The following is a 26,500-nucleotide window of genomic DNA, read 5'->3' as shown; positions in this document are numbered from 1 at the left end:
CGGAAATCTCCCCGATGTAATCGTTTATTGAAGGCTTAGCCAAGTGCATCGCTCTCCTCTATCTGTGGTTGAAACGGTTTTTTCCCGATTTCGCCGTCATTGTCCACGATCATTTCGATTTTCCGTTCGACCTGCGTCAGCTTTTGGCTGCAAAGCTGGGAAAGCCGCATACCGCTCTGGAACAATTCGATCGCCTGTTCCAGCGGTACGTCCCCCCGTTCCAACTGGGACACGATATCCTCCAACCGGTTCATCGCATCTTCGAAATTAAGCTCCTGTTCCTTCTCCTGTTCCTGTGTTTCTTTCGCCATGTTCGTTCTCCTCTCCTTTCCGCATTCCCCAAACCTGGCAATCCAACTCCCCGTCAGTCATCTTTACTTTGATCATATCGCCGGGCTCGACATCATTCAGCGATTTGATCAGCCTGGTCCCGGGCTCGTCATAGACGAGGCTGTAGCCCCTCCCCATCACCTTCAGCGGGCTTAAGGCGTCAAGCTGACGGATGCCGTACGACAGCTGCCGGGCTTTATCCTTCAGGATGGCGGTCATTGCCTGGCGCAACAGCCGTTCCCCTTCGCTCCGGCGCCGCTTGGCAAAGAGCAGGCTCTCCTGCGGATGGTAGCGCAACAGACGCTGGTGCAGACGGTCGTGCCTGGCGGCCGTCAGCTCGGCGCGGGACGCCATTCCCTGCTGCAGCCGCGCTTTAAGCATGTCCAGCCGCTCCGCGTGCTGGAGCAGCGACCGCTGCGGCTGCCGCAGCGCCGGCGACGCCTGGAGCCGGCGGAGCCGCTCGCGCGCCTGCGCCAAGCGGTGCTGCAGGCTCTGCTGCAGCGCCTGCTCGCGCTGGCGCAGCTGCGCCTTCAGCTCGGCCGCGTGCGGCACGGCGAGCTCCGCGGCGGCGGTGGGCGTTGCGGCCCGCAGGTCGGCGACGAAATCGGCGATCGTAAAGTCGGTTTCATGGCCGACGGCCGAAATGACAGGAATCGCCGATTCGTAGATCGCCCGAGCGACCTGCTCCTCGTTAAACGCCCACAGCTCTTCGAGCGAGCCGCCGCCCCGGCCGACGATCAGCACGTCGGCCTCCCCCAGGGCGTTCAGCGTACGGATCGCCTTCACGATCGCTGGCGCAGCGCCCTTGCCCTGCACCAGCACCGGGTGCAGCACGACGGCGGCCTGCGGATACCTGCGCTGCAACGTGATCAGGATGTCGCGGATCGCCGCGCCGGTCGGGGAAGTGATGACCCCGATGACCTTCGGAAACCGGGGCAGACTCCGCTTTCGTCCGGGCGCGAACAGCCCCTCCGCCTGCAGCTTGCCTTTCAGCTGTTCATAGGCGAGATAGAGGCTGCCGATCCCGTCGGGCTGCATATGGGTCGCATAGAACTGATACTGGCCGTCCCGCTCGTACACCGACACGTTTCCGCGCGCAATAACGCGCGTGCCCTCTTTCGGAATAAACGCCAGCCGCTGGTTATGCGAGGCGAACATGATACTTTTGATCCGGCTGTCCGCATCCTTTAGCGTAAAATACATATGACCGCTGGAATGGTGCGTGAAATTGGAGATTTCCCCCCGAATCCACACCTCGGACAACAATGTGTCCGATTCCAGCTTCATTCGGATATACCGGTTAAGCTCCTTAATGGATAAGACGCGCTGCTCCATTTAGGGTCCTCCTCTCCCAAAACTGGACCCGAATCCTTAAGCGAGGCCGTTTAATCTTTTTGCGGCGAGCAATGTGTTCTGCATCAGCATCGTAATCGTCATCGGCCCTACGCCGCCAGGCACGGGAGTGATTGGACCGGACACTTCCTTCACGGATTCAAAGTCCACGTCCCCGGCCAGTTTGCCATTGTCCAGGCGGTTCATGCCGACGTCGATCACGACGGCCCCCGGCTTCACATAGGAAGCATCGACGAAGTTCGCCCGGCCGATCGCGACGACCAGAATGTCCGCTTGTTTCGTTATTTCCTTCATATTGGCGGTTTTGGAGTGGCACATCGTGACCGTCGCATGCTCGCGCTGGAGCAGCAAAGACACCGGCTTGCCGACGATATTGCTGCGGCCGATGACGACCGCATGCTTGCCGGCCATCTCAATCCCGGTCCGCTTGATGAGTTCGATGACCCCGGCCGGCGTACAAGGGAGCAAACTGTCGTCGCCGATGACGAGATTGCCGACATTTACGGGATGGAATCCGTCCACATCCTTTTCCACGGCGATGGCATCGATTACGGATTTCTCGTCGATATGTCCCGGCAGGGGCAGTTGCACTAGGATCCCATGAATATTCTCCTGGCGGTTCAGCTTGTCCACCAGCGCAAGCAGGTCTTCCTGGGAAGTCGAAGCCGGGAGACGATGCACTTCCGAGTAGTAACCCAGATCCTGGCAGGCCTTCTCTTTGTTGCGGACATAAACCTGGGAAGCCGGATCCTCACCGACAAGGACAACCGCCAGCCCCGGCTTAAAGCCTTGCTTGGCCAAACGCTCGACTTCGCCGCGCAGGCTCCCCCGAATTTCCTCCGATACTTGCTTGCCGTTAATGAGTGGTGCTGTCATGTTATCCTCTCCTTATCTGAGTTTTCTATTGTTGCCCATCTATCCGGATGGCTGCCCGGACTTGATGCTATAGCTTCGTCTTCAATTGATCCAAATCCTGGATCATTTTGCCGAGCACCCCGTTCACGAATTTGCCCGAATCGGGCGTACCGAAATGCTTCGCCAGTTCGATCGCCTCATTTACGGCCACCTTGCCGGGAACATCCTCCCGAAAAATCATTTCATAGGCGGCCAGGCGCAAAATCTGCCGATCCACCTTCGACAACCGGCTGATTTGCCATCCTTTTAAATAATCGGTCAGCAAACCGTCGATCGCCTCCTTGCGGTCCCATGTCCCCTCCACAAGCTCCAGAACAAACGCCTTGGCGCCTTCCAGATCCTTTGTTTTGACCTCGCCTTCGTTCTCGCCCGCCGCTTCGGTGAGCAGCATCGTCACCGCTTCTTCGGCCTGCACTTCATTCATTTCCATATGATATAAACACTGTACCGCAATTTCTCTCGCCAATCTGCGTTTCATAGGTTGCCTCCTTGAACTTGATCTTTCCGCTACTTTCATCATGAGCCAAAAACGCGCGATTCATGACGCGCAACTTAATAAATTCCGATGATGTTATCTCTACCCTCACGGCCAAAAAAAAACCTGCAGCATGCTTCCTCCGCAAACGGGCAAAATAAAAAGATGCTCTTTTTCCGGAGGAAGCATATCACAGGAATCATTTAAATGGACGCCACCTTGACGCCAGCCAATTCTTCAGTTCCCCCCACGGAAGGAAGGGCCCCTGGTCCAAATCCTTGTACTTGCCGAAGGTATACCCGATGAACAACAAGAGCGCGCAGAACAGCATATTCCAAAATCCGAAGAACAGGTAGATCGGGCATAAGAAAACGGCGGCCGCAAGCCCGACCAAACGTCCCTTGTGACTCTCCCATAACTGCTTCCAAAACACCATGCTACCCCCTATTCAACCCGGCTTTTGATGACAGGCGACTGCACAAGGTTAGCAATATAAACGGATACGTAAGACACCGGTATACCTGTGATTTCCTCGACGTGGTCATGAACCTGCTTCTGCACTTCTTCCGTTAAAGTCGGTATCGGGGTATCCCCATCGACCAACGCCCGCACCATAATGTCCAGTCCCGATTCCGTAATGCGGATCCGCGTCTTAACCTCGCGAATTCCACGAACTCGGGAAGCGGCCTTGTACGCCAGGTTTTCGATCGTTTCGGTGGAGATCTGAATATCCCCGTACTCCGTCCGCTGATCGATCGACGAAAGGGAGTTGCGGTCGCGCCGGATGGAAATGTAGAAAAAACGAAGGCTGAGTAAAAACAGGACCGCCGCGATCGCGATGCCGGCGATCCATGCCGGCCTTTCCATGCTCTTGTCCAGCTCCAAAGGAATGGCTTCCGTCAACAGGAGGATGGCGATTACGGATAAAGCTCCGATACTCAGGCTGTAAATAAACAGCAAGAGTCTGTCCAAAATTTTGGCCACGACTATAAGCCTCCTTATACAAACGAATGGTCTATAACTATAGCAAACCCCTGACGCATTGGTCGGGGGTTTAGGCCAGGCTTATTTCACCCTGTGGCTTAAATCGGTTTCTTCGGAACGTTCTGCCGTTTTGAAGATAACGTCATGGATATGTACGTTGACTTCCACCACGTTCAACCCGGTCATGGTTTCAATCGATCTCTTGACGTTACGCTGAATCTCCGTCGCCACTTCGGGCAAACGGTTGCCGTATTCCACGATCACGGAGACATCGACCGCCGCTTCGCGTTGGCCAACCTCCACCTTCACGCCCTTGGACAAATTCTTTCGTCCGAGCAGTTCGGCAATGCCGCCGGCGAAGCCGCCGCTCATTCCGGCAACGCCCTTCACTTCCACGGTCGCAAGACCGGCGATAACCTCAATGACTTCGGGAGCGATTTGAATCTCCCCGATGTCGGTCCGTTCGAATTCCGTAGGCAAAGAACTCATTCTATCATCCACCTCTCAATAAGTATGACGCCCTCTTGTCTAAGACCGCGCACTTATTATACATACTATATCATTTCGGGTTCATTATGACAAACCGCTCCCCGGAATTAAATCTCATATTCTTCCAGAAATTTAATGTCAAAGTTCCCGTTCAGAAAAACCGGATGCTCCAGCAGCTTTTGATGGAACGGTATGGTCGTATGAATCCCCTCAATCACAAATTCGGCCAAGGCCCGTTTCATTTTGGCCACGGCTTCTTCACGGGTAGCCCCCCAGACGATCAGCTTGGCGATCATGGAGTCATAGTGCGGACTTATCGTGTAGCCGGGATAAGCGGCGCTATCCACGCGGACTCCCGGACCCCCCGGCGCGAGATAAAACCCGATTTTCCCCGGAGAAGGCATGAAATTTCGGGAAGGGTCTTCCGCATTGATGCGGCATTCGATCGACCAGCCGTTAATAACGACGTCTTCCTGGGAAAAAGACAGCGGATTGCCTTCCGCCACGGAGATCATTTCCCGAATAAGGTCGATGCCGGTAACCATTTCGGTGACCGGATGTTCTACCTGAATCCGCGTGTTCATCTCCATAAAGTAGAATTGACCGTCCGGTCCGAGCAAAAACTCCAGAGTCCCCGCCCCGGAATAATTCACCGCAAGCGCGGCCCGAACCGCAGCTTCGCCCATCTCTTGCCGCTTCTCCGGCGAGATCACCGGGCATGGCGCTTCCTCCACCAGCTTCTGGCGCCGGCGCTGCACGGAGCAATCGCGCTCGCCGAGATAAACGGCATTGCCGTGCTTGTCGGCGATAATCTGGATCTCGACGTGCTTCATGCCGGTCAAGTACTTTTCCAGATAAACGCCGGCGTTGCCGAACGCTTTTTGCGCTTCTTGCTGGGCGGTCGTAATCTGCTTGATCAACGATTCCTCGTCCTCGGCGATCCGAATGCCTTTGCCCCCGCCTCCGGCCGTCGCTTTGATGATGACCGGGTAACCGATGTCACGCGCCACCATCACGGCTTGCTCCAGATCCTCGATCAGGCCGTCGGAGCCCGGAATTACCGGTACGTTCGCTTCTTTCATCGTCTGCTTCGCCACGGCCTTGTCGCCCATCTTGGTGATGGCTTCCGGCGAAGGGCCGATGAAGGCGATGTTGCAGGAACCGCAGATTTCGGCGAAGTCGGCGTTCTCGGCCAGGAAACCGTATCCCGGATGGATCGCGTCGCATTCGGTCAGCGTCGCTACGCTCATCAGGTTGGTGAAGTTCAAATAGCTGTCCTTCGCCAGAGTCGGACCGATGCAGTAGGCCTCGTCCGCCAGCCGGACATGAAGGGAATCCTTGTCCGCTTCGGAATATACGGCAACCGTGGAAATCCCCATCTCACGGCAAGCCCGAATAATTCGAACCGCGATTTCTCCCCGGTTCGCTATCAGTATTTTATGAAAGTTCACAGTTTCCATCCTCCTTGGAAAAGCTTACCCCTACCTAATAAAAGGCACGGCCTATCGATCACTCCGGCTTCACCAAAAAGAGAGGCTGCCCGTACTCCACAAGCTGTCCGTTCTCCGCGAGAATATCGATAATCTCGCCTTTAATCTCGGCCTCCAGCTCGTTCATCAGCTTCATGGCTTCAATGATGCAAACCGTCGTTTTCTCCCCGACCTTGTCGCCGATATTTACAAACGGATTAGCCTCGGGAGAGGCGGCACGGTAAAACGTACCGACCATCGGAGAGACAATTGTATGTAAATTGGCCGCGGCTTCTGCCGGACGCTGCACCGTTTCGGCGGCACTTTCAGCAACCGGGGCCGATACGCTGGCTGCAGGAACTGCGGCCGCACCGGTCACAACGGCCGGCTGCATTTGCACGAACTCGGTTTTACCCGGTTTTCGGATACTCAGGCGAGCGCCTTCGTTTTCAATTTCCAGTTCCTGTACGGAAGTCTTGTCCACCAATTCAATCAACTCTTTGATCTCATTCAAATTAAACATATGCATCGTTCACTCCTTCAGCTTTTTCAAACAAAGCCTGGATTAGCTCAAATATTAAAAAATTGTGACCTCGTCTTAACTTTATGTATTATATCACAATCGACTAAAATGGAAAGAGCCCAAGGTTTCCTCGGACTCTTCCCATATCAGCGGGAAAATCCCCGCATTCGGCAAAATTCGACCCGGCGTCAAAACGCTCATTACTGGGTCACATATTGGACGCTAACTTTATCTTGCGATACGCCGAGCTCTTTTATGACGAGATCCATAATATTGACCGCATCCTTGGCCGCGAGCTTTTCACTGACCACCAGAACCTTGTATTTATCATCGCTTTCAGTAACGACAGCATTCGCGTAGGTTTGCTGCAATTTTTCTTCGATGTTATAAATTTTTTCTTCCTGCTCCTCCAGAGCGCTAAGCTCCTGTTGCGCCATCGCTGCCTCGTCCAGCGACTTGCTTTCGTCGTTGATGGTTTTAACCAGCTCATCCTGTTTTTTGGCGTGCTGCTCCGAACGCTGGAACTGATAGGCCGTCAGCGAATCCGCCGCCGATTGGCCTTGGCCTTCCAATTGCTTCAGCACATCCGCGTCTTTGCCCGCGGCAGCGGAATCGGCGGAACCCTCACCGGTGCCGGTTTTATCTTTCGCCGCGGCTGCCCCTTCCTGGGTCCCGGAGGCGCCGTCCTTGGCTGCACCTTCCGTATCCGCCGCGCCGGCATCCGTCTTGGCCTCATCGGCCGCCTCCTTTTTGTCCGCGGTTCCGTTCGCCTCGGCGTCGCCGCTGTTCTCAGGCGTAATCTTCCCCGCTTCTTCTTCGGATGTCACCTCGGTTTTTCCGTCCTCCGCCGAGATTTCCGAAAGCACTACATCCTCATTTTGCAACATTTCATCACCCGTCGCGGTTCCCGGTGTCTTTTCGTTATGGATGGACGAAACCTGTTCGCCTGTAGCGGACTGATTCTTGGTTGAACTGTCCTCGGTGAACAAATAATAAGCGGATAATACGACCATCAAGCTGAGCATCGATACAAGCCATACCGTTTGTCTTTTGGATTTCATTCCTAAATTCCTCCTAAATCTAAATTTGTTTTTTATTGCGATTGCTTCCGCGGCACGACCGAGATCCGGTAAGCCGGAACGTTCAGTCCTTTCTCCACCGCATCCACAATCAGACCCTTGACGGTTTTGTTTTCGGCCCCTCTGGCTACAATCAGCACGCCGCGTACCTTCGGCTTGATTTTTTTTGTAATGATCGGCTGTTCTTTCCCCGAAACTTCATACGTCACAATTTGTCCGTCACGCGAATACTGGGTGATACTCCGTTTTCCCCCGTCGGCATCGGTCTCTTCCGTTATTTCCTGCGTATCCTTCATGTTGCGCTGCACGAGGGTCTCCTCCGTCGAATCGATCGTTACCAGGACGTCCACCGTGCCCACGCCCACTACTTTTTCCAAAATTTCCTTCGTTTTGTTCTCCAGCGATTGCTCGATGCGGGCAAACGGGCTGTCATTCGCCTCAGGGCTCACGGCGTCCGGCGAGGTTACCACCCCCTGCATAACCGGAGGCTCTCTCCCCTCTCCGCCGGGCTCCACCCGCTTGACGTTAACAAAGGAATTGAACAGCATGATCGCCACCCCCACCAAACCGACGATCAACAGCAACCGGAAGGTCTGGATTCTCTTTTTCTCTCCGCCCCCTTTTCCGATCCATTGCTCGAGTTTTTTCAGCCATCCCGGCACACGATTCACCTCCTTAACTTGGTACATGCTCGCTTTCCCGAACCGTAATCGATTCGCGCGAAATCCCCCATTCCCGAAGCAGCAGTTCCTCTATCCGCTTGGTTACGGAGGAGCGAACCTCCCCGGTATCGGCCATCCCCTCGGATGCAGCGGAACTGTCCGCGGAGGCTTCCGCTGAGACTTCCGCCGATACCTCCACTTCATCAATCCGGACTTTCGCTACCGGCTCCACGGCAATCCGTTTGCTCTTTGCCTGTTCCTCGGCGGCGGACGTCTCCCCCGTTCCCATCACCACTTGAACGGATTGGATCGTCGGCCCCCCGGCCGCGCCCGCGGTGTCTCCTTCTGCGGGGGATTTCCCTTCGCGGATGTTCACGACCACCCGTTCCACCGGCCTTCCGGTTTCCTTCTCGATCTGCCGCTTCATCTGCAGGGCCGCTTCCTCTCCGGCCCACTGCAGCGCCTCCGCTTCCCGCCGTTTCCTGAGCAATTCCCCTTGCGCCAAAATGGAATCGGTTGCCGCCTCCGAGCCCGCCTTCTCCAGTCCGCCCCAACTATCCGTAAAGGCGGTTTGAATTTTTTCGGCGGCATCGGTGGAGAATAAGCGCATGAGCGGGGAGAGCAAAGTCAACAAGATGAGCAGGCTGACCACAAATTTCACGTAGCGTTCCATCGCCCGATTCGGCAGAAGCAAATCGATAAATACGGCGATCAGAACGACAAGGATAATCTCCTTCAGCCACTCTCCTATAAATGTCATGTTCCTTCCCCCTTGACCAGGTGCCCGTTATCTCATCATGACGGTGACATTCCCGGCCGTCAGCATAATCGTGATCGCCAGGAAGAACATCAGGCCCACGGCGGCCAGCGCCGCAAACACGTAAAGCATCGATTTCCCTATCGTTTCCAGGCAGGTTGCTATCGGCGACTCCCCAAGAGGCTGCATGACCGCCGCGGATAAATTGAAAATAAGCGCCAGTGTCAAAATCTTGATCGCCGGAAATGCGCAGAGAAGGAGCAGGATGATCACCCCGACCAGACCGATGGAATTTTTAACGAGCAGCGATGCCGAAATTACCGTATCGGTAGCATCGGCAAATACTTTGCCCACTACCGGCACGAAATTGCCCGTAAGATACTTGGCCGTCCGCAATGTCACGCCGTCGGCAACCGATCCGGTGATGCCTTTTACGGAGATGACGCCCAGGAACACGGTAAGCAGTACGCCCAGGATCGCCATGCCCACGGTCCGGAGCAGATTCGCCAGTTGAGTCAGCTTGTATTTCTCCGACAAGGAGCTGACGATGTGCAACACCGCCGAGAAAAACAGAAGCGGGTAGACAACCGTGTGGACGATCGTACCAACCGCGTGAACCATGAACACGACCAGCGGATGGGTGACCGAAACGGTGACGACATTCCCCATCGATGCCAGCAGTGTAAACAACAGCGGCACCATCGCCATCATAAAGTCGATCATCCCGGTGATGGCGTCCGTCGCATAGGTGACGGCCACATGAAAACTGTTGATGGCGAGTACGAGAATCACCATGTAACAGATGGAATAGGCGACCTTGCTCACCTGATTCCGCTCGAAGGCGGTCTGCAGCGTTTCCAGGATCATGCTAAAAACGGCCAAAAGTACGATCGTAACGAGAATATGACCGTTATAGAGCACCTCGTGCCACATGTACTTGAGCAATCCCGTCATGGCCGATTTGAACGAAAATTCCTGGTCTTTGGAGAACAGCATATCCATGAAAGAAGGCATGTGCCCGTCCGGGAAAAATCCGCCGTACTCCTTCATCAAACTCTGCCAGTAGGTTTCCACCTTATCCGTCGGCAGCTCTTCCGCCTGCCGCTGTATCCAGTCCCCGGCGGGACCTTCTTCCGCAGCCAGGGCGGGGAGGGGAATCTTGAGAAGCATCAGGCCGATAAGAATCAGAAACAGGGTTTTGAGCCGCCAATCGCTTTGCCTTGCTCTCATTCTTGTCCCACCTTTGCTCATGCCGGCAGCAATTTAATGACGGTCTCGATAATGATGGTGATGATCGGAATGGCCAGAACCATGATCATCACTTTTCCCGCCAGTTCGATTTTGGTAGCGATGCTGTCCTGGCCCGCATCCCTGACGATCTGCGCCCCGAATTCGGCGATATAGGCGATGCCGATAATTTTCAAAATCGTTTTTAAATAGATCATCTGTACGCCGGACGATTCGGCCAGGTCTTCCAGGACTTCGATGATTCCGCCGATCTTGCCGATCAGGAATAAAAAAATATATATACCGGTGCTTGCGGCGATTAAAAAAGCGAACAGCGGTTTTTGTTCCTTAATGACGAGGATCAGCACCGTCGCCACGAGCCCGAGGCCTACAACTTGAATGATTTCCACGTTAAGGATCACCTACTGGAAGAGAAAAATCGATTTGATTTCCTGAAACAGACTGTCCAGCAGCCGGATCACCATAAACAGCACAACGACGAAGCCGATCAGCGTCACCCAGTGGGCCATGTCTTCCTTGCCCATCTGCTTCAACACCGTGTGGATCATGGCGATGATGATCCCGATGCCCGCGATTTGAAATATGGCGTTCACTTCTATGTTCATTGACTTGGCACCTCGCTATCATATTCACAGGCGAAACAGGAGTAGGGAGGGGGGCTGGAATTAGTAGAATAAAATGACGATGAACGCTCCGCATAGCAATCCCAGGCTCTTGAACATTTTTTCATATCGGGCCTGCTCCTCCCGCGCCGCGGCTTCCTCGCTTTCCAGTTGGCGGACGGCGGTCTCGAGATGGCCGAGCTGATCGCTCCGGTCGCTTGCCCCTAGCGTAAAGCTAAGCTGGAGCAGTACATCCTTCTCGGCGGCCTTCATGGCGGTATGCTTCCAGCCCGTTTCCACCGCATCCTGCAGACTTTCCTGGGCCGTCCGGTTGCCGTCCGGGTTCATCGACTCCGCCGCGCCCCGAAAGATCGACCGGATCGGCTCCCCGCCCTGTTCGCCGATGCGCCGCAGGGCCTCCGGCAGCGGTGTAAAGCCGTACGTGACTTCCGTTTGCAGCCGCCTCAGCGCCAGGATCAGCTTGCGGATCTGGTTCGGCCGGCTGGCGTACTGCTTGGCCTGAATCCAACCGGCCAGCGTCGCCGCCGTGATGATCAGAACGGCTCCAAGCATCTTAAGCATGCTCGTCCCTGCCCTTCCAGCCGGCTTCCTGTACCCTTCTCCGCTTCCCGTCCCATAGCCGGAAGGAGGTGCCTTTCTCCGTCCGGTTCAGTACCGCGTACACTTGAAAGAAGGCGGTCTCCGAAAGCTTGGACAACGCGGGCCGGGAAGCCATGTCTTCCACGCCGGAACCATGTGCCGTGGCGATCACGCGGACTCCGGCGTGAAGCGCTTCGGCCAGCGCCTCCGCATCCTCCGGCCTTCCGATCTCATCGACGATCAGAACATCCGGCGACATGGAACGGATCATCATCATGATCCCCTCCGCCTTCGGGCACCCGTCCATCACATCCGTGCGCGGCCCGATGTCAAAGCTGGGCACCCCGCGCTTGCTGCCTGCGATCTCGGATCTTTCGTCAATGACGGCGACTTTCAACCCGGGCCATTTCGCTTCCGGATGCCTCCAGGTCCCCGCGCTGATTTGCCGGGCCAAATCGCGGATCAACGTCGTTTTTCCCTGCTGCGGCGGAGACACTATCAACGTGTGCAGGATACTGTGCTGCTTAAAATCCAGCAGATGCGGAAGCAAGTTATCGGCGATCCCGCGAATCTCCCTGGCGATCCGCACGTTAAACCCGCTGATATCGCGCAGATGCTCCACCCTTCCTCCGCTCAACACGGTCCTGCCGGCCAGTCCGATCCGATGTCCGCCGGCGATCGTAATAAAGCCTTTGCGGAGCTCCTCTTCCATCGTATAAAGCGAGTGGTTGGTGATAAGATCAAGCAGCCGATTCCCCTCCGGCTTACCGGGGATGTAGGCCTCCGCCGGCTGACGGGTCAAGCCTCCCTCAGGAGTCAAAAAGTAAAAACGTCCGCCGGCGTTCACCTCAAGCGGGCGCCCCTCCCGGATCCGCACCTCCTCGAGTTCCGCGAATAGAGCGGGCGGAAGCTTGGCCAACAGGGAGCGGAGGTGGTCGGGAAATACGTTTAGCCAGCTATGGCTATGATCCATAGGCGTACCCCCAAATCTTTCTCGCTAATATGGATGATGCATGTCTTTTTCCCTTGCGGTATATCTCATATTTATGCCTGTACTCCGTCTTTATGACGGGAAATCTATCATTTCTTCAAAATGCCGATTAAGAGACACGTAACCCCGCAACCGATCCAAAGCATCTTTCCCCAGGAAAGTTTGTCCGCCATGCCGGCCAGTCCGATGGAAGTGGTCACGATCAGGATCATCGGCCCCACAAAAGCAAGCGCCGAATTGACGGCGAGCGCTTTATCGACCCTTCCCAGCTTCAGCATCAACAGCGCCGCCAAAATTTCGATCGTACCGGAGATAATCCGCAGCGTAGCCATTCCCGTAACGAATTTATCAAGCATAAGGTCCTCCTTCTTGTCCAATGTGCTCATTTATCGATATGCCGGAGCTTGCCGTTTTAGAAAAAAAAGAACCGCCCAAAACTTTGGACGGTTCAAATCCTATTGAAAAAGGTAGCCTTTAATAGGGCGACCCGGTTTCATTCAATTCTTGATGGTCCTTATAGCTTAACGCCGGTCTTTCGGCCCGCCCACAAACACTTGGCTGTCCGTATCAAGCCCATAAGCGGTGTGGAGCGCCTTGACGACTTCGTTCAGTTTGCCCGCTTCGATGACGCAGGAAACCTTAATTTCCGAAGTGCTGACCATATTGATGTTCACGCCTTCTTTGGAGATGACGTCGAACATTTTCGCGGCTACGCCGGGATGGCTGACCATGCCCGCTCCGACGATCGACACTTTGACCAGGTCCACTTCCGAGGTAACTTCCTCGTAAGGAAGCCCATGCCGTATCCCTTCCAGCACACCGAGCGCTTTCTCCCGGTCGGAGAGCGCAACCGTAAAGCTGAAATCCGCTTTCCCGTCCTGAACACCGCTCTGAACGATGATATCCACGTCGATTTTGGCCTCCGCCAGCGAACCGAACACCTTCGCCAAAACGCCCGGTACGTGGGATACCCCCAGAATGCTGATCCGGGCCACATTTTTGTCATAAGCGATTCCGCTGACTACTACACCTTGCTCCATCTTGACATCCTCCTTGACAACTGTGCCTTCATTATGGTTAAAACTGGACCGGACGACAAGGCGAACCCGATTATGCTTCGCATATTCCACAGCGCGCGGATGCAAGACGGCCGCTCCCAGATTAGCCAGCTCCAGCATTTCGTCATAAGAAATTTCCTCCAGCTTGCGGGCGTTCTTAACGATCCGCGGATCGGTGGAATAGACGCCATCCACATCCGTGTAAATTTCGCAGAAATCGGCGGAAGTTGCAGCGGCCAGCGCTACGGCCGTCGTATCCGAGCCTCCGCGTCCGAACGTCGTGATCTCCCCGTCCTCCGTCATCCCCTGGAAGCCGGCCACGACGACGATATATCCTTCGTCCAAAGCCTGTATCACCCGTTCGGGATGGATTTCCGTAATCCGGGCCTTGCCGTGTACAGCTTCGGTGCGGAATCCGGCTTGCCAGCCGGTGAAGGAAATCGCCTTTCTACCGAGCTGTTGTATCGCGATCGATAACAGGGCGATGGAAATTTGCTCCCCGGTCGTCATGAGCATATCCATTTCCCGCGCAGGCAGTTCGCTGCCCAGTTGCTTCGCCTGATCGATCAGATCGTCGGTCGTATCGCCCATGGCGGAAACGACGACCATAACCCGGTGTCCTTCATCTTGTTTTTCCACTACGCGCCGGGCTACGCGCTGCATGCGCTCCGTATCCCCTACGGAGCTGCCTCCGAATTTCATTACATATAAAGCCAAGTCGGACCCTCCCTAATGTACGCAATCCTATCCAACAAATTTGCCTGCGGAAGTACTATTGCCATTTTTCTATCACTAACGCTTTAAACCAGTATAATACGAAAGACCGGAAGGAAGTCAATGCTTTTGACGCCATTAGCAAGAAAAACATCCCGTTGACGTTGACGCCCATCATGTAAAATTCTTTAGTTATAAAAATTCCCCCATCCGATAATGGATGGAGGATGTCGCAAAACCCTGACTCATTATAACCTTAAGCCCGGGAAATGTATTTTCCTTCGCGGGTATCGATCAGCAAAATATCGTCTTCATTGATAAACAATGGAACCTGTACGTTGAGGCCAGTTTCTACCTTGGCGTTCTTCGTAGCGCCCGTTGCCGTGTTGCCTTTGATCCCCGGCTCGGTTTCCACGACGCGAAGCTCCACGCTGTTCGGCAGGTTGATGCCGAGAATTTCGCCTTGATAGCTGACGATTTTTACATTCATATTTTCTTTCAGGAAATTAAGTTCCCATTTCAACTGGTCTTCGGACAAGCTGAATTGGTCATAAGTTTCATTGTCCATGAACACATGATCTTGACCGCTCGCATACAGATACTGGACGTCGCGGTTCTCGATAATCGCCCTGCCGATCGTTTCACCGGCACGGAACGTCTTCTCCACCGTGTTTCCGTTGCGGAGGTTTTTCAATTTGGAGCGGACGAAAGCCGCGCCTTTCCCCGGTTTAACGTGCTGAAAGTCCAGCACGGTAAAAATATCGCCGTCCACTTCGACGGTCAAGCCTGTCTTAAAATCGTTTACTGAAATCACAAAAGAACCTCCTCAAGTGGGTTAAACTATTTATTGTTATTTAAAAATTACCCGATTCAAAACCCGCCATTCGACGAATTACCCTAACATCATAAATTCTTTGGTCGATTCCGTCAAACGCTTGGCCCCATTCTCCGTAATGACAACATCGTCCTCAATCCGCACCCCGCCGAATCCCGGGATGTAAATCCCCGGTTCCACGGTAACCACCATACCCGGTCTGAGAATCGTGTCACTTAGTTTGGAGACGCGCGGTTCCTCATGAACCTCCATACCGAGGCCATGGCCCGTACTGTGACCGAATTGCTCTCCATAGCCATAACGCGTGATGATATCCCGGGCGAGCGCGTCCGCTTCGCGTCCGGTCATCCCCGGACGGAGGAACTCAAGCGTATGCATTTGGGCTTCCAGAACGATATCGTAAATCTCCCGGTGTTTGGCCGTAGGCTCTCCGATGAAAACCGTGCGGGTAATGTCCGAGCAATAACCGTTCATGTAGGCGCCGAAATCCATTGTAACGAACTCGTTCCTTTGGATCACACGGCTGCTGGCTACACCATGCGGCAGCGCGGAACGCTCTCCGGACGCGACGATGGTGTCAAAAGATGTTCCCGCCGCTCCTTGCTTGCGCATGAACGTCTCCAACTCCAGAGCCATGTCCCATTCCGTCACTCCCGGCTTAAGCACTTCCAGCATGTGCAGATAGGTGCGATCGGCCAGATCGGCGGCCTGTTTCATCAATTCAAGCTCATCGTCATCCTTGTAAAGCCGCAGCTCTTCCACCAGACCGCCCACCGGTACGAGCTTGCACGGCTGCAGATCCCGTTCCAGCGCACGGTAAGTGGAGAATACCATGTTCGTTTCCTCAAAGCCCAGCTCTTTAATCCCTTCCGCGGAAAGAAGCTCCTTCAGATTCTCCACAACGGAGGGACCATGCTGCACAATTTCAAATCCGGGCGACTGTTCGGCAGCCTGTGTCATATAACGGAAATCCGTCAGCAAAAACGCCTTCTGCCGGGTAACAAGAACATATCCCGAACTTCCCGTAAACCCCGTCAAATAGCGACGATTAAAAGCGTTCGTTACCCATAACGCCTCGAGCTGCTCCCGCTCCATCACTTTTCGCAAGCCCTCTACACGTGTATTCCCCATATTTAACTCTCCTTACTTGTTAACTTGCTTCCGCGACACACTTTACGAAATCGCCTTAAAGAAGCTTCTGCAGGTGGCGTTTAAGCGCCGCCAGCCCCAACTCATACCCGTAAGCACCGAATCCGGCGATCTGCCCCACCGCCACCGGAGCGATCACCGAATGATGGCGAAAAGCTTCTCGGGTATGAATGTTGGATAAATGCACTTCCACCGCAGGGAGGTTTACCGCGGACAGCGCGTCTCGGAGCGCGTAGCTGTAATGAGTGAGAGCCCCCGGATTGATTAGAATGCCGTCGCAGGTACCGTACGCTTCATGAATTTTATCGATCAAGTCGCCTTCGTGATTGGATTGAAAAAAAGAAAGCTCGATGTCTTCATTTCTTGCCAGTTCATTTAACCTTGCTTCGATATCCTTCAGGCTTTCGGAGCCGTAGATTCCGGGCTCGCGAATCCCCAGCATATTCAAATTCGGGCCGTTTAGCACAAGGATGCGATACATGTTGGCTCACCCTTCCTGGATCAAGGTTCATCAGAACGGCTGTTATCCGAATTCCAGAACCTCCCCTGTAAAAATAACCAAAAGTTATTTTACCATAGGAAAGTGGGTATTGAGAAGCACTTTGTCCTAGTGCAGCACCTTGTTCGGCTCCCGGGTCCTTTCATTTGTATATTCCTGCGCTGCGGTGTAACCGATAAACATTCCCCACAGCAAAAATACGCAAAACTCGCTGAACAAGGTGTCAAACGAATGCTCGGTGGCAGGGCGGGTCATTTTGGTGAACGGTCCCAAAACAAAGAACAGGACCAGCCACCAGAACACGCCGTAGGCCATACCAGGCCACGGTCCTTTTATTTTTCGGAACGCAGCCGTGTAAATCATGGAAGCGACAATAGAAAATAGAATAAAGGAGAGCCATCCCGCATAATACCCCGGCTGTGTCAGCAAATACGCATGTTTAAAGAACGGTTCCAGTAAAAACCCGGGGACGATCCCCGTAAATTTCATGTAATAAAGCAACCCTCTGAACGCGCCCCATATCAGTCCCGCAAAAAAGCCGAGCTGCAGGGAAAACAGCCAGATGTTCGTCTTTTTTTCCCGCTTGAACCTATGCTGCATCATTTCGCACTTCCCCTTTTTCCATAATCCTTTATTGTTGCCATTAGTATGCGCAATTCAAAAAAGACTAAACAAACTAGAATTTACATAAGAAGTTCGATACAATGTGTTTAAGAAGCATCTTTTTCTATTAAAACGATTCTAGGAAGGTGAAATAGTTGCCTGAGCAATCCACACCAACGATCTATGGTGGCCAAGCCGTTATGGAAGGCGTCATGTTCGGCGGAAAACATGTCAATGTCACTGCAGTTCGCCGTAAAAACGGAGAGATCACCTTTTTGGAAGTGCCCAAACAGGATAAAGCCTGGGTGAAAAAACTGCGTAAAATCCCGCTTGTCCGCGGCCTGGTCAGCATTATCGACTCCAGCGCCAAAGGATCCAAGCATTTAAATTATTCGGCCGAGGCGATGGCCGACGACGAGCTTTCGCCGGAGGAACGCGCCGCGCAAAAAGAAAAGGAAGAATCCTCCTTCTCCCTGTCCATGATTCTGGGGGTGGCGGTGGTAGGCGTGCTTTCATTTATCGTAGGGAAGCTGATTTTCACCGCCGTTCCTGCAATGGTCGAGCAGTTCATTTTTCAGCATGCATTTGAGAATCAGACTTTGCATACCCTGATTGAAGGAGTCATCAAAATCGTCTTCCTTCTGGCGTACCTATGGATTATCTCGCAAACGCCGGTCATCAAGCGCCTTTTTCAATATCATGGGGCGGAACACAAAGTGATCAGCGCTTATGAAGCCGGCGAAGAGCTTACGCCGAAGAACGTGCAGAAGTACAGCCGCCTTCATTACCGCTGCGGCAGCAGTTTTATCATTTTGACGGTGATTGTCGGCGTCATAATTTACTCCCTCCCGATCTTCAGTTGGGATTCCGTATGGGAGCGCGTATATATCCGCATCCTGCTTCTGCCGCTAGTCATCGGCATTTCGTTCGAAATGCTCCGCTTTACGAATGCGGTCCGGGACATTCCGGTACTCCGGTTCCTCGGTTATCCCGGACTATGGCTTCAATTGTTAACCACCAAAGAACCGACCGACGATCAGGTCGAAGTCTCCATCGCCTCCTTTAACCGGATGCGCGAGCTGGATGCCCGGCTGGAGCAATCCTCGGTGATGGAAACTGATATCGGCCGTTCTTCCTTGGACCCCGTGAAAGGATGATGAACGCATGAAAAAACAGGCCATTCTATTCTGGATCGTTATCGCCTTAGCCGCCTTCAGCATTTTGGATGGACTGTTTGGAAGAGGAAGATTGGACCTTGGCGGTCTGCTGATTCCGCTCACTGTCGTTGGTATCATATTTCTGCTCTATAAATTCCCGCCGCGCCAATTCCGAAAGTCGACGCCCAAGGTGAAACCTTCGGCCCGGACTATGGCCAAAGTCGCCGGAGAGCGCCGCCAGACGGGAGGAAAACGCAAGTCTTATCCTTTTCAGGTGATTGAAGGCCAAAAAGGAAAAAATGACGACGATTTGCCGAAATATCACTAATTCACGCGAGCCTGCTGATACTTTATGAACTGCTCTTCATAATACTGGTCGTTCCAGTCCCCGAAGAAGCGGTTCCCGGCCCTGAGCCCGGATTCATAAAGCAGCAGGCTCTCTTCTTTTCCGATGTCAAATTGCGTGGTCGAAATCCCGAGCGTAGGAATTTTTACCGTCCGGTAGCGGTTCTCTTGTTCGATGTAACGTTCATCGTGGGCGGACAGCATCGTCTCCACCAAAGCCTGCAGCATGGAGAACGGGCCGCGGATCACATGGGGTTGGCTACTGTTTTTGCCGACCATCTGAAACCCTACCGTCGGAATAATCTTGTCCTCCTTCAGCGCGGCCGGAGTCTGATCGAACAACCATAACGGAAAATTGCTGAGCAGCCCGCCGTCCACGATGTGGAGGAACTGATCGGGAAACCGTTTGCCTTTAGCCAGCTTCGGGGGCAAGCGGAGCAGGACAGGGTCAAAAAAGTACGGTATGCTGCAGCTCATCCTCACGGCCTTGGCCACCTCAAACGCCTCGGGGCGGAGTCCGATCTTCGCCAAATCATCAGGAAGCACCAGGATTTTGCCGCTGGTGATATCCGAGGCGATAATTTTCAATTTATTTTCCTGTAGATCCCCGAAGGTTCTTATGCCTTTATCCAGCAGGATTTTTCGGATCCACTCCTCCAACGCCTCGCCGGAGTACAACCCTTTCTTTATAAGCACGCGCAGAGCCGGACCGATTAACGAAGTGTTAAATATCGGCGCTCTGCGCAAAAAACGGGTAAATGAGGTTTCCAGAATAATTTCCCGCATCTCCTCCCCATCATAGCCGGCCGCCAGCATCGAAGCGACGATGGAACCCGAGGACGTCCCGGCAACCCGGTGAAATCGCCAGCCGTGCTCTTCCGCCGCCTTCACCGCGCCGGCCAGAGAAATGCCCTTAACTCCTCCACCCTCAAAAACGCCGTTCATAAGCATAAGAAACCCCCCATCCGCTACATAAGTCTTATGCTTATGTATGAGGATGAGGGTTGTTTGTATGCTTACTTATTGCCGTAGTAGGTTTGAAGCAACGAAATAAGTCCGAGCGGATTTTTCAGCAAATCCTTGGCACTGAAAAAGATGCTGCCGCTAATTTCCGGGACGGTCCGGTTGTAATCCAGCTGGTCGATGATTTCCTGAGCGGTATTCCAGCCGATCTCCGGTGTACCGATTTTGTAAGGCGCGTGTCCAACATAAAGCTTCACGCCCGTACCCCTGACCTCCCCGGCCCACCATTTCGCAATAATGTCATAGCGCGCTTCTTTGCGGGTCATACTCCAATAAATTTGCGGCACTACGTAGTCGATCCAGCCTTCACGAATCCAGGTGCGGACGTCGGCATAGGTGCTGTCATAGGCGGTAATGCCGGCGCGGGTATCCGATCCCGTAGGATCTGTGGCCTTATTCCGCCATACTCCGAAGGGGCTGATGCCGAAGGACACGCTCGGTTTAACCGCGTGAATACGAGTATCGAGCTCTCGAACAAGATCGTTGATATTGTCCCGGCGCCAATCTCCTTTATCGCCGATATTGTTGGCGTTATAGCTTTTGAATGTATTATCGTCATTAAACTTGACCTTTGCCGTCTCACCCGAAGGATAGAAATAGTCGTCAAGATGAACGCCGTCGATATCGTATTGGTTCACGACTTCCATGATGGCATCGACGATATGCGCCCGGGCCTCCGGAATCCCCGGATTGATGTACAGCTTGCCGTCAAACTTAACGATCCACTCCGGATGCTGCTTCGCCACATGGTTTGCCGGCAGCTTGCTCACATCGCTTCCCGTGCTGGCGCGAAACGGATTGAACCAGGCATGGAACTGCATGCCCCGCCGATGCGTTTCCTCGATGAGAAATTGCAGCGGATCATAACCCGGGTCTTTCCCCACCGTTCCGGTTAAAAAGCCGGACCAGGGGACAAGCTCGGAACGGTAAAGCGCATCCGCCGAAGGCCGAACTTGTACGAACACCGCATTGATCCCTGTCTCCTGCAGCTCATCAAGGAGTTTGGTATACTCCGCTTTTTGGGCATCGGCCTTGCCGTAAGAGGCTTTGCTGGGCCAGTCCAGATTCGAGACGGTCGAAATCCAGGCTCCGCGCAGTTCATCGTTTTGCGCCGGGATGTCCGGCTGCTGCGGCTCGGTTGGCGGTGAAGCCTCGGGCGGCTTTTCAGTCCCCCCGGCCGGTGACGTAAGCGTAATAATTCTTGAAGTCGGATCCCAATCCACCGTAAGCCCCAGCTGCTCGCCGACAAAGCGAAGGGGTACCATCGTCCGGCTGTTCCGGCTCTCCACGGAAACCTCCAGCGGCACGTTTGTCCCGTTCACTTCCGCCGTCTTGTTTCCCATCTTTAACACAAGCGTGCTACCGTCCTTTTCGATCGTGGCGGAACGGGTTGCCGATGACCAGTCAATCCCGGCCCCCATTTCTTCACTGATGACCCGAAGCGGGACCATCGTCACATTCACTATCGGCTTCACATAGGGCGCCGAATCACTCGGGAGAATTTCTCCGTCCATCATGATTTGAATGTCGCGGTCCAAAGCCGCCTGAACCTGCCCCGTTCCGGACGCAGGCCAGACAAGGACGAAAACCAAAAGAGCAAGTAACCAAACCCGAAAAAATTTCATTTGCAACCTCCAATATTAAAATCCCTTAAACAACTCTACCTAATGTAAACGCGCAGAAGGCCCCTGGAGTTGCGGACAAACCGCAAAATTTAAAGAACCGGGCCGGCGAAAAAGCAAAAAGCGCGAACGGCGAGGGGTTCTCCCTGCATTCGCGCTTTGCAAAAATATCATGTTTTGTCACTTGTCAGATTCACGATTCCCCTAGCAGTTCCTGCTGAACCCTGCGCAAATCCTCGGCCCGGGAGCTCTCCCGCTTGAAATACTCGACCAGGCCGGCAATGCACGTAATGGAATCCCAGCTCAAATGATGCTCGATTCCTTCTACATCTTTATATATATTCTCATGATCGACGCCGATCATTTCGAGGAATTCTTCAAGCAACTCGTGACGGTCAACGAGCCGTTTCCCTACTTTCTTCCCCTTGTTCGTCAAAACCAAGCCCCGATACTTTTCATAAATTAAATACTCATCTTTATCCAGCTTCTGGATCATCTTGGTGACGGATGAAGGATGGACCTCCAACCCTTCCGCAATATCGGAAACTCGGGCGTATCCTTTCTCGTCGATCAATTTGTAGATACGCTCCAAATAATCTTCCATACTGGGCGTTGGCATCTGGTATTACCTCTTTTCCATGAGTTCACGCGGACCTGACATACAATGCACATCCCGCTACTTGTTTAATGATACATGTTAAACTTGTCTGTTGGCAAGTCTGCAGATAGAGCATTTGTTGCTCATGGAAAGGCAGTTCACTCAGAATTTCAGCCATTCCGGCGTCATCTGCTGCAGCCAGATCGTAATTTGCGCCATCCGATTCGTAAACAACAATATCCCCATAAGCAGCATGATTCCACCGCCGACCTTCATGAGAACAGCCGAATAGCGGACGATCCATTTCGTCGAGCCGACAAAAAAAGCAAGGGCAAAGAATGGCAGCGCAAACCCGGCCGAATAAGCCGTAATCAACCCGAGCCAGGTCCCCGGCTCGCTCACCGCCAGTGCGATAATCGCAGCGAGGATCGGGCCGACGCAAGGGGACCATCCCGCCGAAAAGCCGATACCGAAAATAAAGGACCCGATGTAACCCGTCGGCTTGAATTTCAAATTCATCTTCCGCTCGCGCATTAAAAACTGGGGCTGGAAGATACCCAGCAGGAAAAGTCCCATCAATATGATTAATATCGCGGACAGTTGGCGAATCAAATCACGGTTATTGTTGAAAACCTCGCCGAACAAACCCGCGCCGAAGCCCAAGGTATAAAATACCGCGGAAAATCCCAAAATGAAGGCCAGCGTATGCGTCATGGTTCTGAAGCGGACTTCCCGCTTGTTCTGTTCGGTCTTTAGCGTCTGCACCGACAGACCGGTAATATAGGACAAATAGGACGGGTATAACGGGAGGCAGCAAGGCGAAATAAAAGACGCGATCCCCGCACCGAAAGCCACCCAAATATTCATGTCGGCCATAACATCCTCCCTCCATGTCTATGAGGAAAATCCCTTTTTCCCGATCAAAGTTAAGATCAGCATGGCGATCAGCAGCAAAACGATGGTAGCGCCGGGAGCCAGGTTCCAAATCCCGGCGGTTACCAGACCGGCGACCACGGCGATTTCGGCGATGGCCACGGAGAAGATCACCGAGGACTTAAAGCTTCTGGCGATCAGCAGGCTGCAGGCCGCCGGAATCGTGAGCAGCGCCGAAACGAGTAAAGCGCCGACGATTTTAATCGACGTGCTGATGACCAGCGCCGTCATCACCGTAATCAGCATATTCAGCAGTTTGACGGGCAGGCCGCTGACCGATGCCGCATCCTCTTCGAACGTCAGCAAAAACATCTCCTTGAAGAAAATCGAGATCACCGTGACGACAACGACGGTTACCGCCCCGACGACATAGAGGTCCGTGGTGTCCAGCGTATATATGCTGCCGAACAAATAGCTCATAACATCTGTATTGTAACCCATTCCCAGCGTGAAGAACAGGGAAGCCAGAGCGACCCCCCCCGCCATAATGACGGCGATGGACAGCTCGGCATAACCTTTATAGGCTTTTCGCAGCTTCTCGATCGCGAAAGAGGCCACGACGGCAAAAACGAGCCCCACCCCGATCGGATAGACGTTGATCAGAAAGCCCAGAGCCACCCCGGCGATCGTGACGTGGGCCAGCGTATCCCCGATCATCGAAAGCCGCCGCAAAACAAGAAAAATGCCGATCAGGGGAGCCGTCAGCCCGATCAGCAGCCCGCCTGTCAGCGCTCTTTGAAAAAAATCCGCAGTTAAAATCTCCAAATGTCACATCTCCTATCGCTTCTCGAGCATCGCCGTCTAGACCAACGAATGCTGCATGCCGGGAATGGTGCAGTCCTGTTCATGCGAGTGGCGCACATAAAATTTAATGCCGCCGCAGCGGTCGCGCGGTTCTTTGCCCAAGTAACTTTCAATCATTTCCATGTCATGGGACACCATCAGGAATGTCATGTGGTGGTGACGATGCATGTGGAAAATCAGTTCAAAAAAATCGGTCTGGGTTTGCGCGTCGATCCCGACCGTAGGCTCATCCAACACGAGCAGATCGGGCTGATTGATTAGCGCCCGGGCAAGGAACACCCGCTGCTGCTGTCCGCCCGACAGCTGACCGATCCGCTTCCCGGCAATGTCCGAGATTCGCATGACCTCCAGCGCCTCGCTGCATTTTTGCAGATCCTCCTTGCCGACCCGTTTAAACAGCTTCTTGTTGCTGTAGAGGCCCGACATGACCACTTCCCGCACCGTCGCCGGAAACAGCGGATTAAAGGCGTTCTTCTGCGGCACATAGCCGATGCGGTCCCAATCCCGGAACCGCCGGATGCTCTGCCCGAACAGCCGGATCTCTCCCTGCGACGGCTTCAGCAAACCGACCATCATCCGGAGTAGCGTCGTTTTGCCGGCTCCGTTGGAACCGATCACGCCGACGAAATCGCGCTCTTTCACAACAAGACTGAGGTCGGTGATGACTTTTTGATCGCCGTAGGCGAAGGAAACATGGTCCAGCTCGATGATATTCTCATGGCAGTATGCCGCCGGAGCGGCGTTTTCCGAGTTCATTGCTCTCTTCCTTCCGGTTCGTCTGTTATGCCTCTCTTTATTGTAGAGCGAGAATCAGATTTTGCAAATTCTTTTCCATCAAGGAAAAGAAATTGTCTCCGTTCTTCTGCTGCTCTTTAGTGAGCCCCTCTACCGGGTTCAACACCAGCGTCTCGACGCCGGCTTCACTCGCCAAAGTTTTGGCCAGCTTGTCGGAAACCAACTCCTCGAAGAAAATGTAACGGATGCCTTCCTTTTTGACCATTTGGGACAGCTCCACCAAATCCTGGGCCCGCGGCTCGGCTTCCGGGGACAAGCCCATAATCGCATGCTGGGTGAGGCCGTAATCCCGGCACAAATAGCCGAATGCCTGATGAGAAACCACGATTTCTTTCTTCGAGGTTTTGGCGAGTTCCTCCGTAAATTTGCCGTCAAGGTCATCCAGCTTTTGGCGGAGCTCCGCAAACCGCGCTTCATACCCTTCCTTATGTTCGGGATCCGCCTCCACGAAGCTGTTTTTGATGTTTTCGGCCATGATTTTCGCGGATTTCGGACTGACCCAAGTGTGCGGATCGATATGATGACCCTGCTCATCCACCTGGGATTCTTCCGCATGAGCTTCATCGGCATGAGCCTCGCCGGTATGAGTTTCTTCCTCCGTCCCGGCCCCGCCTTCCTCCGCGTGTCCGTGGTTATGGCCGTCGTCTCCTTCCGCATAAATCAGCTCGATGCCCTGGCTTAGCTCCACGGGCTTCACCTTCGCGTCTTGATTCAGACCTTTGAGGAAGTTCGGCACCCACCCCTCCAGTCCCGCACCATTATAAAGGAACAAATCGGCCTTGGAGGTATTCAGCATGTCCTGGCTGCGCGGCGTCCAATCATGCGGTTCCACACCGGTCGGCAGCAGATTGATCACATTGGCGTCCTCGCCGCCGATCGCCACGGAAAACTCGTAAACCGGATAAAAACTCGTGACAACGTTCAGCTTACCCTCTACAATCTCGCCTCCGGCGTTTTTCCCGCAGCCTGCAAGCAGCAAGACTCCGGCCAGCAGGATCATCGCCGGCTTCCAGCATTTATTTATGTATAAACGCATATTTTTCTCTCCCTCTCGCTTTAATCGTAATAATTACAAAGATGATTATAGAGGTATTGTAAAACAAGTGTCAACTCCATGTTGGTTTTTGGCTTATTATTTCAGCGCATGGGACAGTCATAACCACCGGCTTAGCCGGTGGCTTCCATCAGCCCTATAAGGGCATGGTACTAGCAAGCGCCTAAGAAGGCGCACTGAAAGTCTGCCAACCGCGTGCGGTCTCGGGCTTGCCCCTCAAAGGGGCTTTTTTTATTTGCCCTTTCCTACCGACTCACCCGTAAACGGGTCGAACAGTTCTTTCATCGTGAGTTGTTCGTAGTTCTTATCTTCCGTTAGCTGATTCCGAATGTACTCGGCGATCGCTTTCCTGTTTCGTCCTACCGTATCCACAAAATAGCCTCTACACCAGAATTGGCGATTTCCGTATCGGTACTTCAGATTCGCAAATTTATCGAAGATCATGAGCGAACTTTTCCCCTTCAAATACCCCATAAACTCCGATACACTCAACTTTGGCGGAATACTCACCAACATATGGATATGATCCGGACATGCTTCTGCTTCGTGGATTTCCACACCTTTACGCTCACATAATTCTCGAATGATTTTCCCAATTTCTCGCTTTAACTTCCCGTAGATCACTTGCCGTCTATACTTTGGTGCAAATACAATATGGTATTTGCAGTTCCAGCGCGTATGTGCTAGACTGCTCTTATCCATTCCCTTGCCCTCCTTGATTTGATTGTGCGGTTGGCAGACCGGCTACTATCTTATCATAAAGGTCAAGGGATTTTTACTCATAGCTATAAGCTTTCCTGAACCCCCAGTCGAACTGGGGGTTTTCTTAGACAA

At 53.5% G+C, this 26,500-nt stretch carries 33 protein-coding genes; 2 read left to right on the top strand and 31 right to left on the bottom strand.

What is annotated here, in order from left to right:
• Positions 1 to 35 precede the first annotated feature (35 nt).
• From xseB to V4U84_RS09140, 23 genes are all read right to left on the bottom strand, one after another.
• Entirely contained in the window at positions 36 to 311 is a 276-nt protein-coding gene (gene xseB, locus V4U84_RS09250) for an exodeoxyribonuclease VII small subunit (protein ID WP_334071676.1), read from the bottom strand.
• On the bottom strand, positions 268 to 1,665 hold the full coding sequence (gene xseA / locus V4U84_RS09245; RefSeq protein WP_334071677.1) for an exodeoxyribonuclease VII large subunit: 1,398 nt from the start codon (positions 1,663 to 1,665) through the stop codon (positions 268 to 270). The genes xseB and xseA overlap by 44 nt, the downstream gene beginning before the upstream one ends.
• 36 nt (positions 1,666 to 1,701) lie before the next feature.
• Positions 1,702 to 2,559, bottom strand: coding sequence for a bifunctional methylenetetrahydrofolate dehydrogenase/methenyltetrahydrofolate cyclohydrolase FolD (gene folD, locus V4U84_RS09240; RefSeq protein WP_334071678.1), 858 nt, complete (start codon positions 2,557 to 2,559; stop codon positions 1,702 to 1,704).
• Positions 2,560 to 2,626: 67 nt separating this feature from the next.
• Complete coding sequence (nusB, locus tag V4U84_RS09235) at positions 2,627 to 3,076, bottom strand: transcription antitermination factor NusB (protein WP_334071679.1); 450 nt, start codon at positions 3,074 to 3,076, stop codon at positions 2,627 to 2,629.
• A 196-nt stretch (positions 3,077 to 3,272) separates the two neighbouring features.
• On the bottom strand, positions 3,273 to 3,509 hold the full coding sequence (locus V4U84_RS09230) for a DUF2273 domain-containing protein (protein WP_416367227.1): 237 nt from the start codon (positions 3,507 to 3,509) through the stop codon (positions 3,273 to 3,275).
• Positions 3,510 to 3,517: 8 nt separating this feature from the next.
• The gene (gene amaP / locus V4U84_RS09225; RefSeq protein WP_334071680.1) at positions 3,518 to 4,057 is read right to left on the bottom strand and encodes an alkaline shock response membrane anchor protein AmaP; all 540 of its coding nucleotides are present in this window, start codon (positions 4,055 to 4,057) and stop codon (positions 3,518 to 3,520) included.
• Between the two features lie 81 nt (positions 4,058 to 4,138).
• Positions 4,139 to 4,546: an Asp23/Gls24 family envelope stress response protein gene (locus V4U84_RS09220; RefSeq protein ID WP_334071681.1), complete on the bottom strand. Its 408-nt coding sequence runs from the start codon at positions 4,544 to 4,546 to the stop codon at positions 4,139 to 4,141.
• A gap of 107 nt (positions 4,547 to 4,653) precedes the next feature.
• Positions 4,654 to 5,997 carry an acetyl-CoA carboxylase biotin carboxylase subunit gene (gene accC / locus V4U84_RS09215; RefSeq protein ID WP_334071682.1) on the bottom strand — a complete coding sequence of 448 codons (1,344 nt, stop codon included), beginning with the start codon at positions 5,995 to 5,997 and terminating at the stop codon, positions 4,654 to 4,656.
• 58 nt (positions 5,998 to 6,055) lie between these two features.
• Positions 6,056 to 6,538 (bottom strand): acetyl-CoA carboxylase biotin carboxyl carrier protein, encoded by a 483-nt coding sequence (gene accB / locus V4U84_RS09210; protein ID WP_334071683.1) that lies wholly within the window; start codon positions 6,536 to 6,538, stop codon positions 6,056 to 6,058.
• A 200-nt stretch (positions 6,539 to 6,738) separates the two neighbouring features.
• A complete protein-coding gene (locus tag V4U84_RS09205) occupies positions 6,739 to 7,599 on the bottom strand; it encodes a SpoIIIAH-like family protein (protein ID WP_334071684.1) in 861 nt (286 codons plus the stop codon).
• A 32-nt stretch (positions 7,600 to 7,631) separates the two neighbouring features.
• On the bottom strand, positions 7,632 to 8,279 hold the full coding sequence (spoIIIAG, locus tag V4U84_RS09200; protein ID WP_334071685.1) for a stage III sporulation protein AG: 648 nt from the start codon (positions 8,277 to 8,279) through the stop codon (positions 7,632 to 7,634).
• Positions 8,280 to 8,292: 13 nt separating this feature from the next.
• A complete protein-coding gene (spoIIIAF, locus tag V4U84_RS09195; protein ID WP_334071686.1) occupies positions 8,293 to 9,039 on the bottom strand; it encodes a stage III sporulation protein AF in 747 nt (248 codons plus the stop codon).
• A gap of 27 nt (positions 9,040 to 9,066) precedes the next feature.
• Positions 9,067 to 10,266 (bottom strand): stage III sporulation protein AE, encoded by a 1,200-nt coding sequence (gene spoIIIAE, locus V4U84_RS09190; RefSeq protein ID WP_334071687.1) that lies wholly within the window; start codon positions 10,264 to 10,266, stop codon positions 9,067 to 9,069.
• A gap of 17 nt (positions 10,267 to 10,283) precedes the next feature.
• Positions 10,284 to 10,673, bottom strand: coding sequence for a stage III sporulation protein AD (spoIIIAD, locus tag V4U84_RS09185; protein WP_334071688.1), 390 nt, complete (start codon positions 10,671 to 10,673; stop codon positions 10,284 to 10,286).
• A gap of 12 nt (positions 10,674 to 10,685) precedes the next feature.
• The gene (spoIIIAC, locus tag V4U84_RS09180) at positions 10,686 to 10,889 is read right to left on the bottom strand and encodes a stage III sporulation protein AC (RefSeq protein ID WP_009225775.1); all 204 of its coding nucleotides are present in this window, start codon (positions 10,887 to 10,889) and stop codon (positions 10,686 to 10,688) included.
• Between the two features lie 60 nt (positions 10,890 to 10,949).
• A complete protein-coding gene (gene spoIIIAB / locus V4U84_RS09175; protein ID WP_334071689.1) occupies positions 10,950 to 11,468 on the bottom strand; it encodes a stage III sporulation protein SpoIIIAB in 519 nt (172 codons plus the stop codon).
• The gene (spoIIIAA, locus tag V4U84_RS09170) at positions 11,461 to 12,459 is read right to left on the bottom strand and encodes a stage III sporulation protein AA (RefSeq protein WP_334071690.1); all 999 of its coding nucleotides are present in this window, start codon (positions 12,457 to 12,459) and stop codon (positions 11,461 to 11,463) included. The genes spoIIIAB and spoIIIAA overlap by 8 nt, the downstream gene beginning before the upstream one ends.
• 107 nt (positions 12,460 to 12,566) lie before the next feature.
• On the bottom strand, positions 12,567 to 12,833 hold the full coding sequence (locus V4U84_RS09165; protein WP_148451795.1) for a YqhV family protein: 267 nt from the start codon (positions 12,831 to 12,833) through the stop codon (positions 12,567 to 12,569).
• 165 nt (positions 12,834 to 12,998) lie between these two features.
• Entirely contained in the window at positions 12,999 to 14,252 is a 1,254-nt protein-coding gene (locus V4U84_RS09160) for an aspartate kinase (protein ID WP_334077062.1), read from the bottom strand.
• 253 nt (positions 14,253 to 14,505) lie between these two features.
• Complete coding sequence (gene efp, locus V4U84_RS09155; RefSeq protein ID WP_334071692.1) at positions 14,506 to 15,063, bottom strand: elongation factor P; 558 nt, start codon at positions 15,061 to 15,063, stop codon at positions 14,506 to 14,508.
• 78 nt (positions 15,064 to 15,141) lie between these two features.
• Positions 15,142 to 16,215: a M24 family metallopeptidase gene (locus tag V4U84_RS09150; protein WP_334077061.1), complete on the bottom strand. Its 1,074-nt coding sequence runs from the start codon at positions 16,213 to 16,215 to the stop codon at positions 15,142 to 15,144.
• A 55-nt stretch (positions 16,216 to 16,270) separates the two neighbouring features.
• On the bottom strand, positions 16,271 to 16,714 hold the full coding sequence (aroQ, locus tag V4U84_RS09145) for a type II 3-dehydroquinate dehydratase (RefSeq protein WP_334071694.1): 444 nt from the start codon (positions 16,712 to 16,714) through the stop codon (positions 16,271 to 16,273).
• 126 nt (positions 16,715 to 16,840) lie between these two features.
• Positions 16,841 to 17,335 carry a YqhR family membrane protein gene (locus V4U84_RS09140; protein WP_334077060.1) on the bottom strand — a complete coding sequence of 165 codons (495 nt, stop codon included), beginning with the start codon at positions 17,333 to 17,335 and terminating at the stop codon, positions 16,841 to 16,843.
• A gap of 155 nt (positions 17,336 to 17,490) precedes the next feature.
• Between V4U84_RS09140 and V4U84_RS09135 the strand changes: the two genes are divergently transcribed.
• Entirely contained in the window at positions 17,491 to 18,492 is a 1,002-nt protein-coding gene (locus V4U84_RS09135; protein ID WP_334077059.1) for a DUF1385 domain-containing protein, read from the top strand.
• A gap of 7 nt (positions 18,493 to 18,499) precedes the next feature.
• Complete coding sequence (locus V4U84_RS09130; protein WP_334071697.1) at positions 18,500 to 18,820, top strand: hypothetical protein; 321 nt, start codon at positions 18,500 to 18,502, stop codon at positions 18,818 to 18,820.
• Here V4U84_RS09130 and V4U84_RS09125 read toward each other — a convergent pair.
• The 8 genes from V4U84_RS09125 to tnpA form a co-directional block, all read right to left on the bottom strand.
• Entirely contained in the window at positions 18,817 to 19,788 is a 972-nt protein-coding gene (locus tag V4U84_RS09125; RefSeq protein WP_334077058.1) for a patatin-like phospholipase family protein, read from the bottom strand. The genes V4U84_RS09130 and V4U84_RS09125 overlap by 4 nt on opposite strands.
• Before the next feature lie 65 nt (positions 19,789 to 19,853).
• Entirely contained in the window at positions 19,854 to 21,485 is a 1,632-nt protein-coding gene (locus tag V4U84_RS09120) for a family 10 glycosylhydrolase (protein ID WP_334077057.1), read from the bottom strand.
• Positions 21,486 to 21,675: 190 nt separating this feature from the next.
• Entirely contained in the window at positions 21,676 to 22,101 is a 426-nt protein-coding gene (gene mntR, locus V4U84_RS09115; protein ID WP_334071700.1) for a transcriptional regulator MntR, read from the bottom strand.
• Positions 22,102 to 22,242: 141 nt separating this feature from the next.
• Entirely contained in the window at positions 22,243 to 22,956 is a 714-nt protein-coding gene (locus V4U84_RS09110; RefSeq protein ID WP_334071701.1) for a cytochrome c biogenesis CcdA family protein, read from the bottom strand.
• Between the two features lie 18 nt (positions 22,957 to 22,974).
• Complete coding sequence (locus tag V4U84_RS09105) at positions 22,975 to 23,778, bottom strand: metal ABC transporter permease (protein ID WP_334071702.1); 804 nt, start codon at positions 23,776 to 23,778, stop codon at positions 22,975 to 22,977.
• Positions 23,779 to 23,814: 36 nt separating this feature from the next.
• The gene (locus V4U84_RS09100; protein ID WP_334071703.1) at positions 23,815 to 24,573 is read right to left on the bottom strand and encodes a metal ABC transporter ATP-binding protein; all 759 of its coding nucleotides are present in this window, start codon (positions 24,571 to 24,573) and stop codon (positions 23,815 to 23,817) included.
• A 37-nt stretch (positions 24,574 to 24,610) separates the two neighbouring features.
• Complete coding sequence (locus V4U84_RS09095; protein ID WP_334071704.1) at positions 24,611 to 25,648, bottom strand: metal ABC transporter substrate-binding protein; 1,038 nt, start codon at positions 25,646 to 25,648, stop codon at positions 24,611 to 24,613.
• A gap of 249 nt (positions 25,649 to 25,897) precedes the next feature.
• On the bottom strand, positions 25,898 to 26,368 hold the full coding sequence (tnpA, locus tag V4U84_RS09090; protein ID WP_148450426.1) for an IS200/IS605 family transposase: 471 nt from the start codon (positions 26,366 to 26,368) through the stop codon (positions 25,898 to 25,900).
• Between the last annotated feature and the right edge of the window lie 132 nt (positions 26,369 to 26,500).

Source organism: Paenibacillus sanfengchensis, assembly GCF_036864765.1.
In the GTDB taxonomy this organism is placed as follows: Bacteria; Bacillota; Bacilli; order Paenibacillales; family Paenibacillaceae; genus Fontibacillus; species Fontibacillus sanfengchensis.
The sequence above is the reverse complement of the archived record's forward strand: the minus strand, read 5'-3'. Positions and strand labels throughout refer to the sequence as shown.

Coding starts and splice junctions, on each gene's coding strand:
- V4U84_RS09130 (WP_334071697.1), top strand. CDS start 18,500: ATGAAAAAACAGGCCATTCTATTCTGGATCGTTATCGCCTTAGCCGCC.
- V4U84_RS09125 (WP_334077058.1), bottom strand. CDS start 19,788: ATGCTTATGAACGGCGTTTTTGAGGGTGGAGGAGTTAAGGGCATTTCT.
- V4U84_RS09100 (WP_334071703.1), bottom strand. CDS start 24,573: ATGAACTCGGAAAACGCCGCTCCGGCGGCATACTGCCATGAGAATATC.
- spoIIIAC (WP_009225775.1), bottom strand. CDS start 10,889: ATGAACATAGAAGTGAACGCCATATTTCAAATCGCGGGCATCGGGATC.
- spoIIIAE (WP_334071687.1), bottom strand. CDS start 10,266: ATGAGAGCAAGGCAAAGCGATTGGCGGCTCAAAACCCTGTTTCTGATT.
- spoIIIAA (WP_334071690.1), bottom strand. CDS start 12,459: ATGGATCATAGCCATAGCTGGCTAAACGTATTTCCCGACCACCTCCGC.
- xseB (WP_334071676.1), bottom strand. CDS start 311: ATGGCGAAAGAAACACAGGAACAGGAGAAGGAACAGGAGCTTAATTTC.
- V4U84_RS09140 (WP_334077060.1), bottom strand. CDS start 17,335: ATGATGCAGCATAGGTTCAAGCGGGAAAAAAAGACGAACATCTGGCTG.
- V4U84_RS09205 (WP_334071684.1), bottom strand. CDS start 7,599: ATGAAATCCAAAAGACAAACGGTATGGCTTGTATCGATGCTCAGCTTG.
- mntR (WP_334071700.1), bottom strand. CDS start 22,101: ATGCCAACGCCCAGTATGGAAGATTATTTGGAGCGTATCTACAAATTG.
- accB (WP_334071683.1), bottom strand. CDS start 6,538: ATGTTTAATTTGAATGAGATCAAAGAGTTGATTGAATTGGTGGACAAG.
- folD (WP_334071678.1), bottom strand. CDS start 2,559: ATGACAGCACCACTCATTAACGGCAAGCAAGTATCGGAGGAAATTCGG.
- spoIIIAF (WP_334071686.1), bottom strand. CDS start 9,039: ATGACATTTATAGGAGAGTGGCTGAAGGAGATTATCCTTGTCGTTCTG.
- nusB (WP_334071679.1), bottom strand. CDS start 3,076: ATGAAACGCAGATTGGCGAGAGAAATTGCGGTACAGTGTTTATATCAT.
- xseA (WP_334071677.1), bottom strand. CDS start 1,665: ATGGAGCAGCGCGTCTTATCCATTAAGGAGCTTAACCGGTATATCCGA.
- spoIIIAB (WP_334071689.1), bottom strand. CDS start 11,468: ATGCTTAAGATGCTTGGAGCCGTTCTGATCATCACGGCGGCGACGCTG.
- V4U84_RS09120 (WP_334077057.1), bottom strand. CDS start 21,485: ATGAAATTTTTTCGGGTTTGGTTACTTGCTCTTTTGGTTTTCGTCCTT.
- aroQ (WP_334071694.1), bottom strand. CDS start 16,714: ATGTATCGCATCCTTGTGCTAAACGGCCCGAATTTGAATATGCTGGGG.
- V4U84_RS09230 (WP_416367227.1), bottom strand. CDS start 3,509: ATGGTGTTTTGGAAGCAGTTATGGGAGAGTCACAAGGGACGTTTGGTC.
- V4U84_RS09110 (WP_334071701.1), bottom strand. CDS start 22,956: ATGGCCGACATGAATATTTGGGTGGCTTTCGGTGCGGGGATCGCGTCT.
- V4U84_RS09165 (WP_148451795.1), bottom strand. CDS start 12,833: ATGCTTGATAAATTCGTTACGGGAATGGCTACGCTGCGGATTATCTCC.
- V4U84_RS09220 (WP_334071681.1), bottom strand. CDS start 4,546: ATGAGTTCTTTGCCTACGGAATTCGAACGGACCGACATCGGGGAGATT.
- V4U84_RS09095 (WP_334071704.1), bottom strand. CDS start 25,648: ATGCGTTTATACATAAATAAATGCTGGAAGCCGGCGATGATCCTGCTG.
- V4U84_RS09150 (WP_334077061.1), bottom strand. CDS start 16,215: ATGGGGAATACACGTGTAGAGGGCTTGCGAAAAGTGATGGAGCGGGAG.
- tnpA (WP_148450426.1), bottom strand. CDS start 26,368: ATGGATAAGAGCAGTCTAGCACATACGCGCTGGAACTGCAAATACCAT.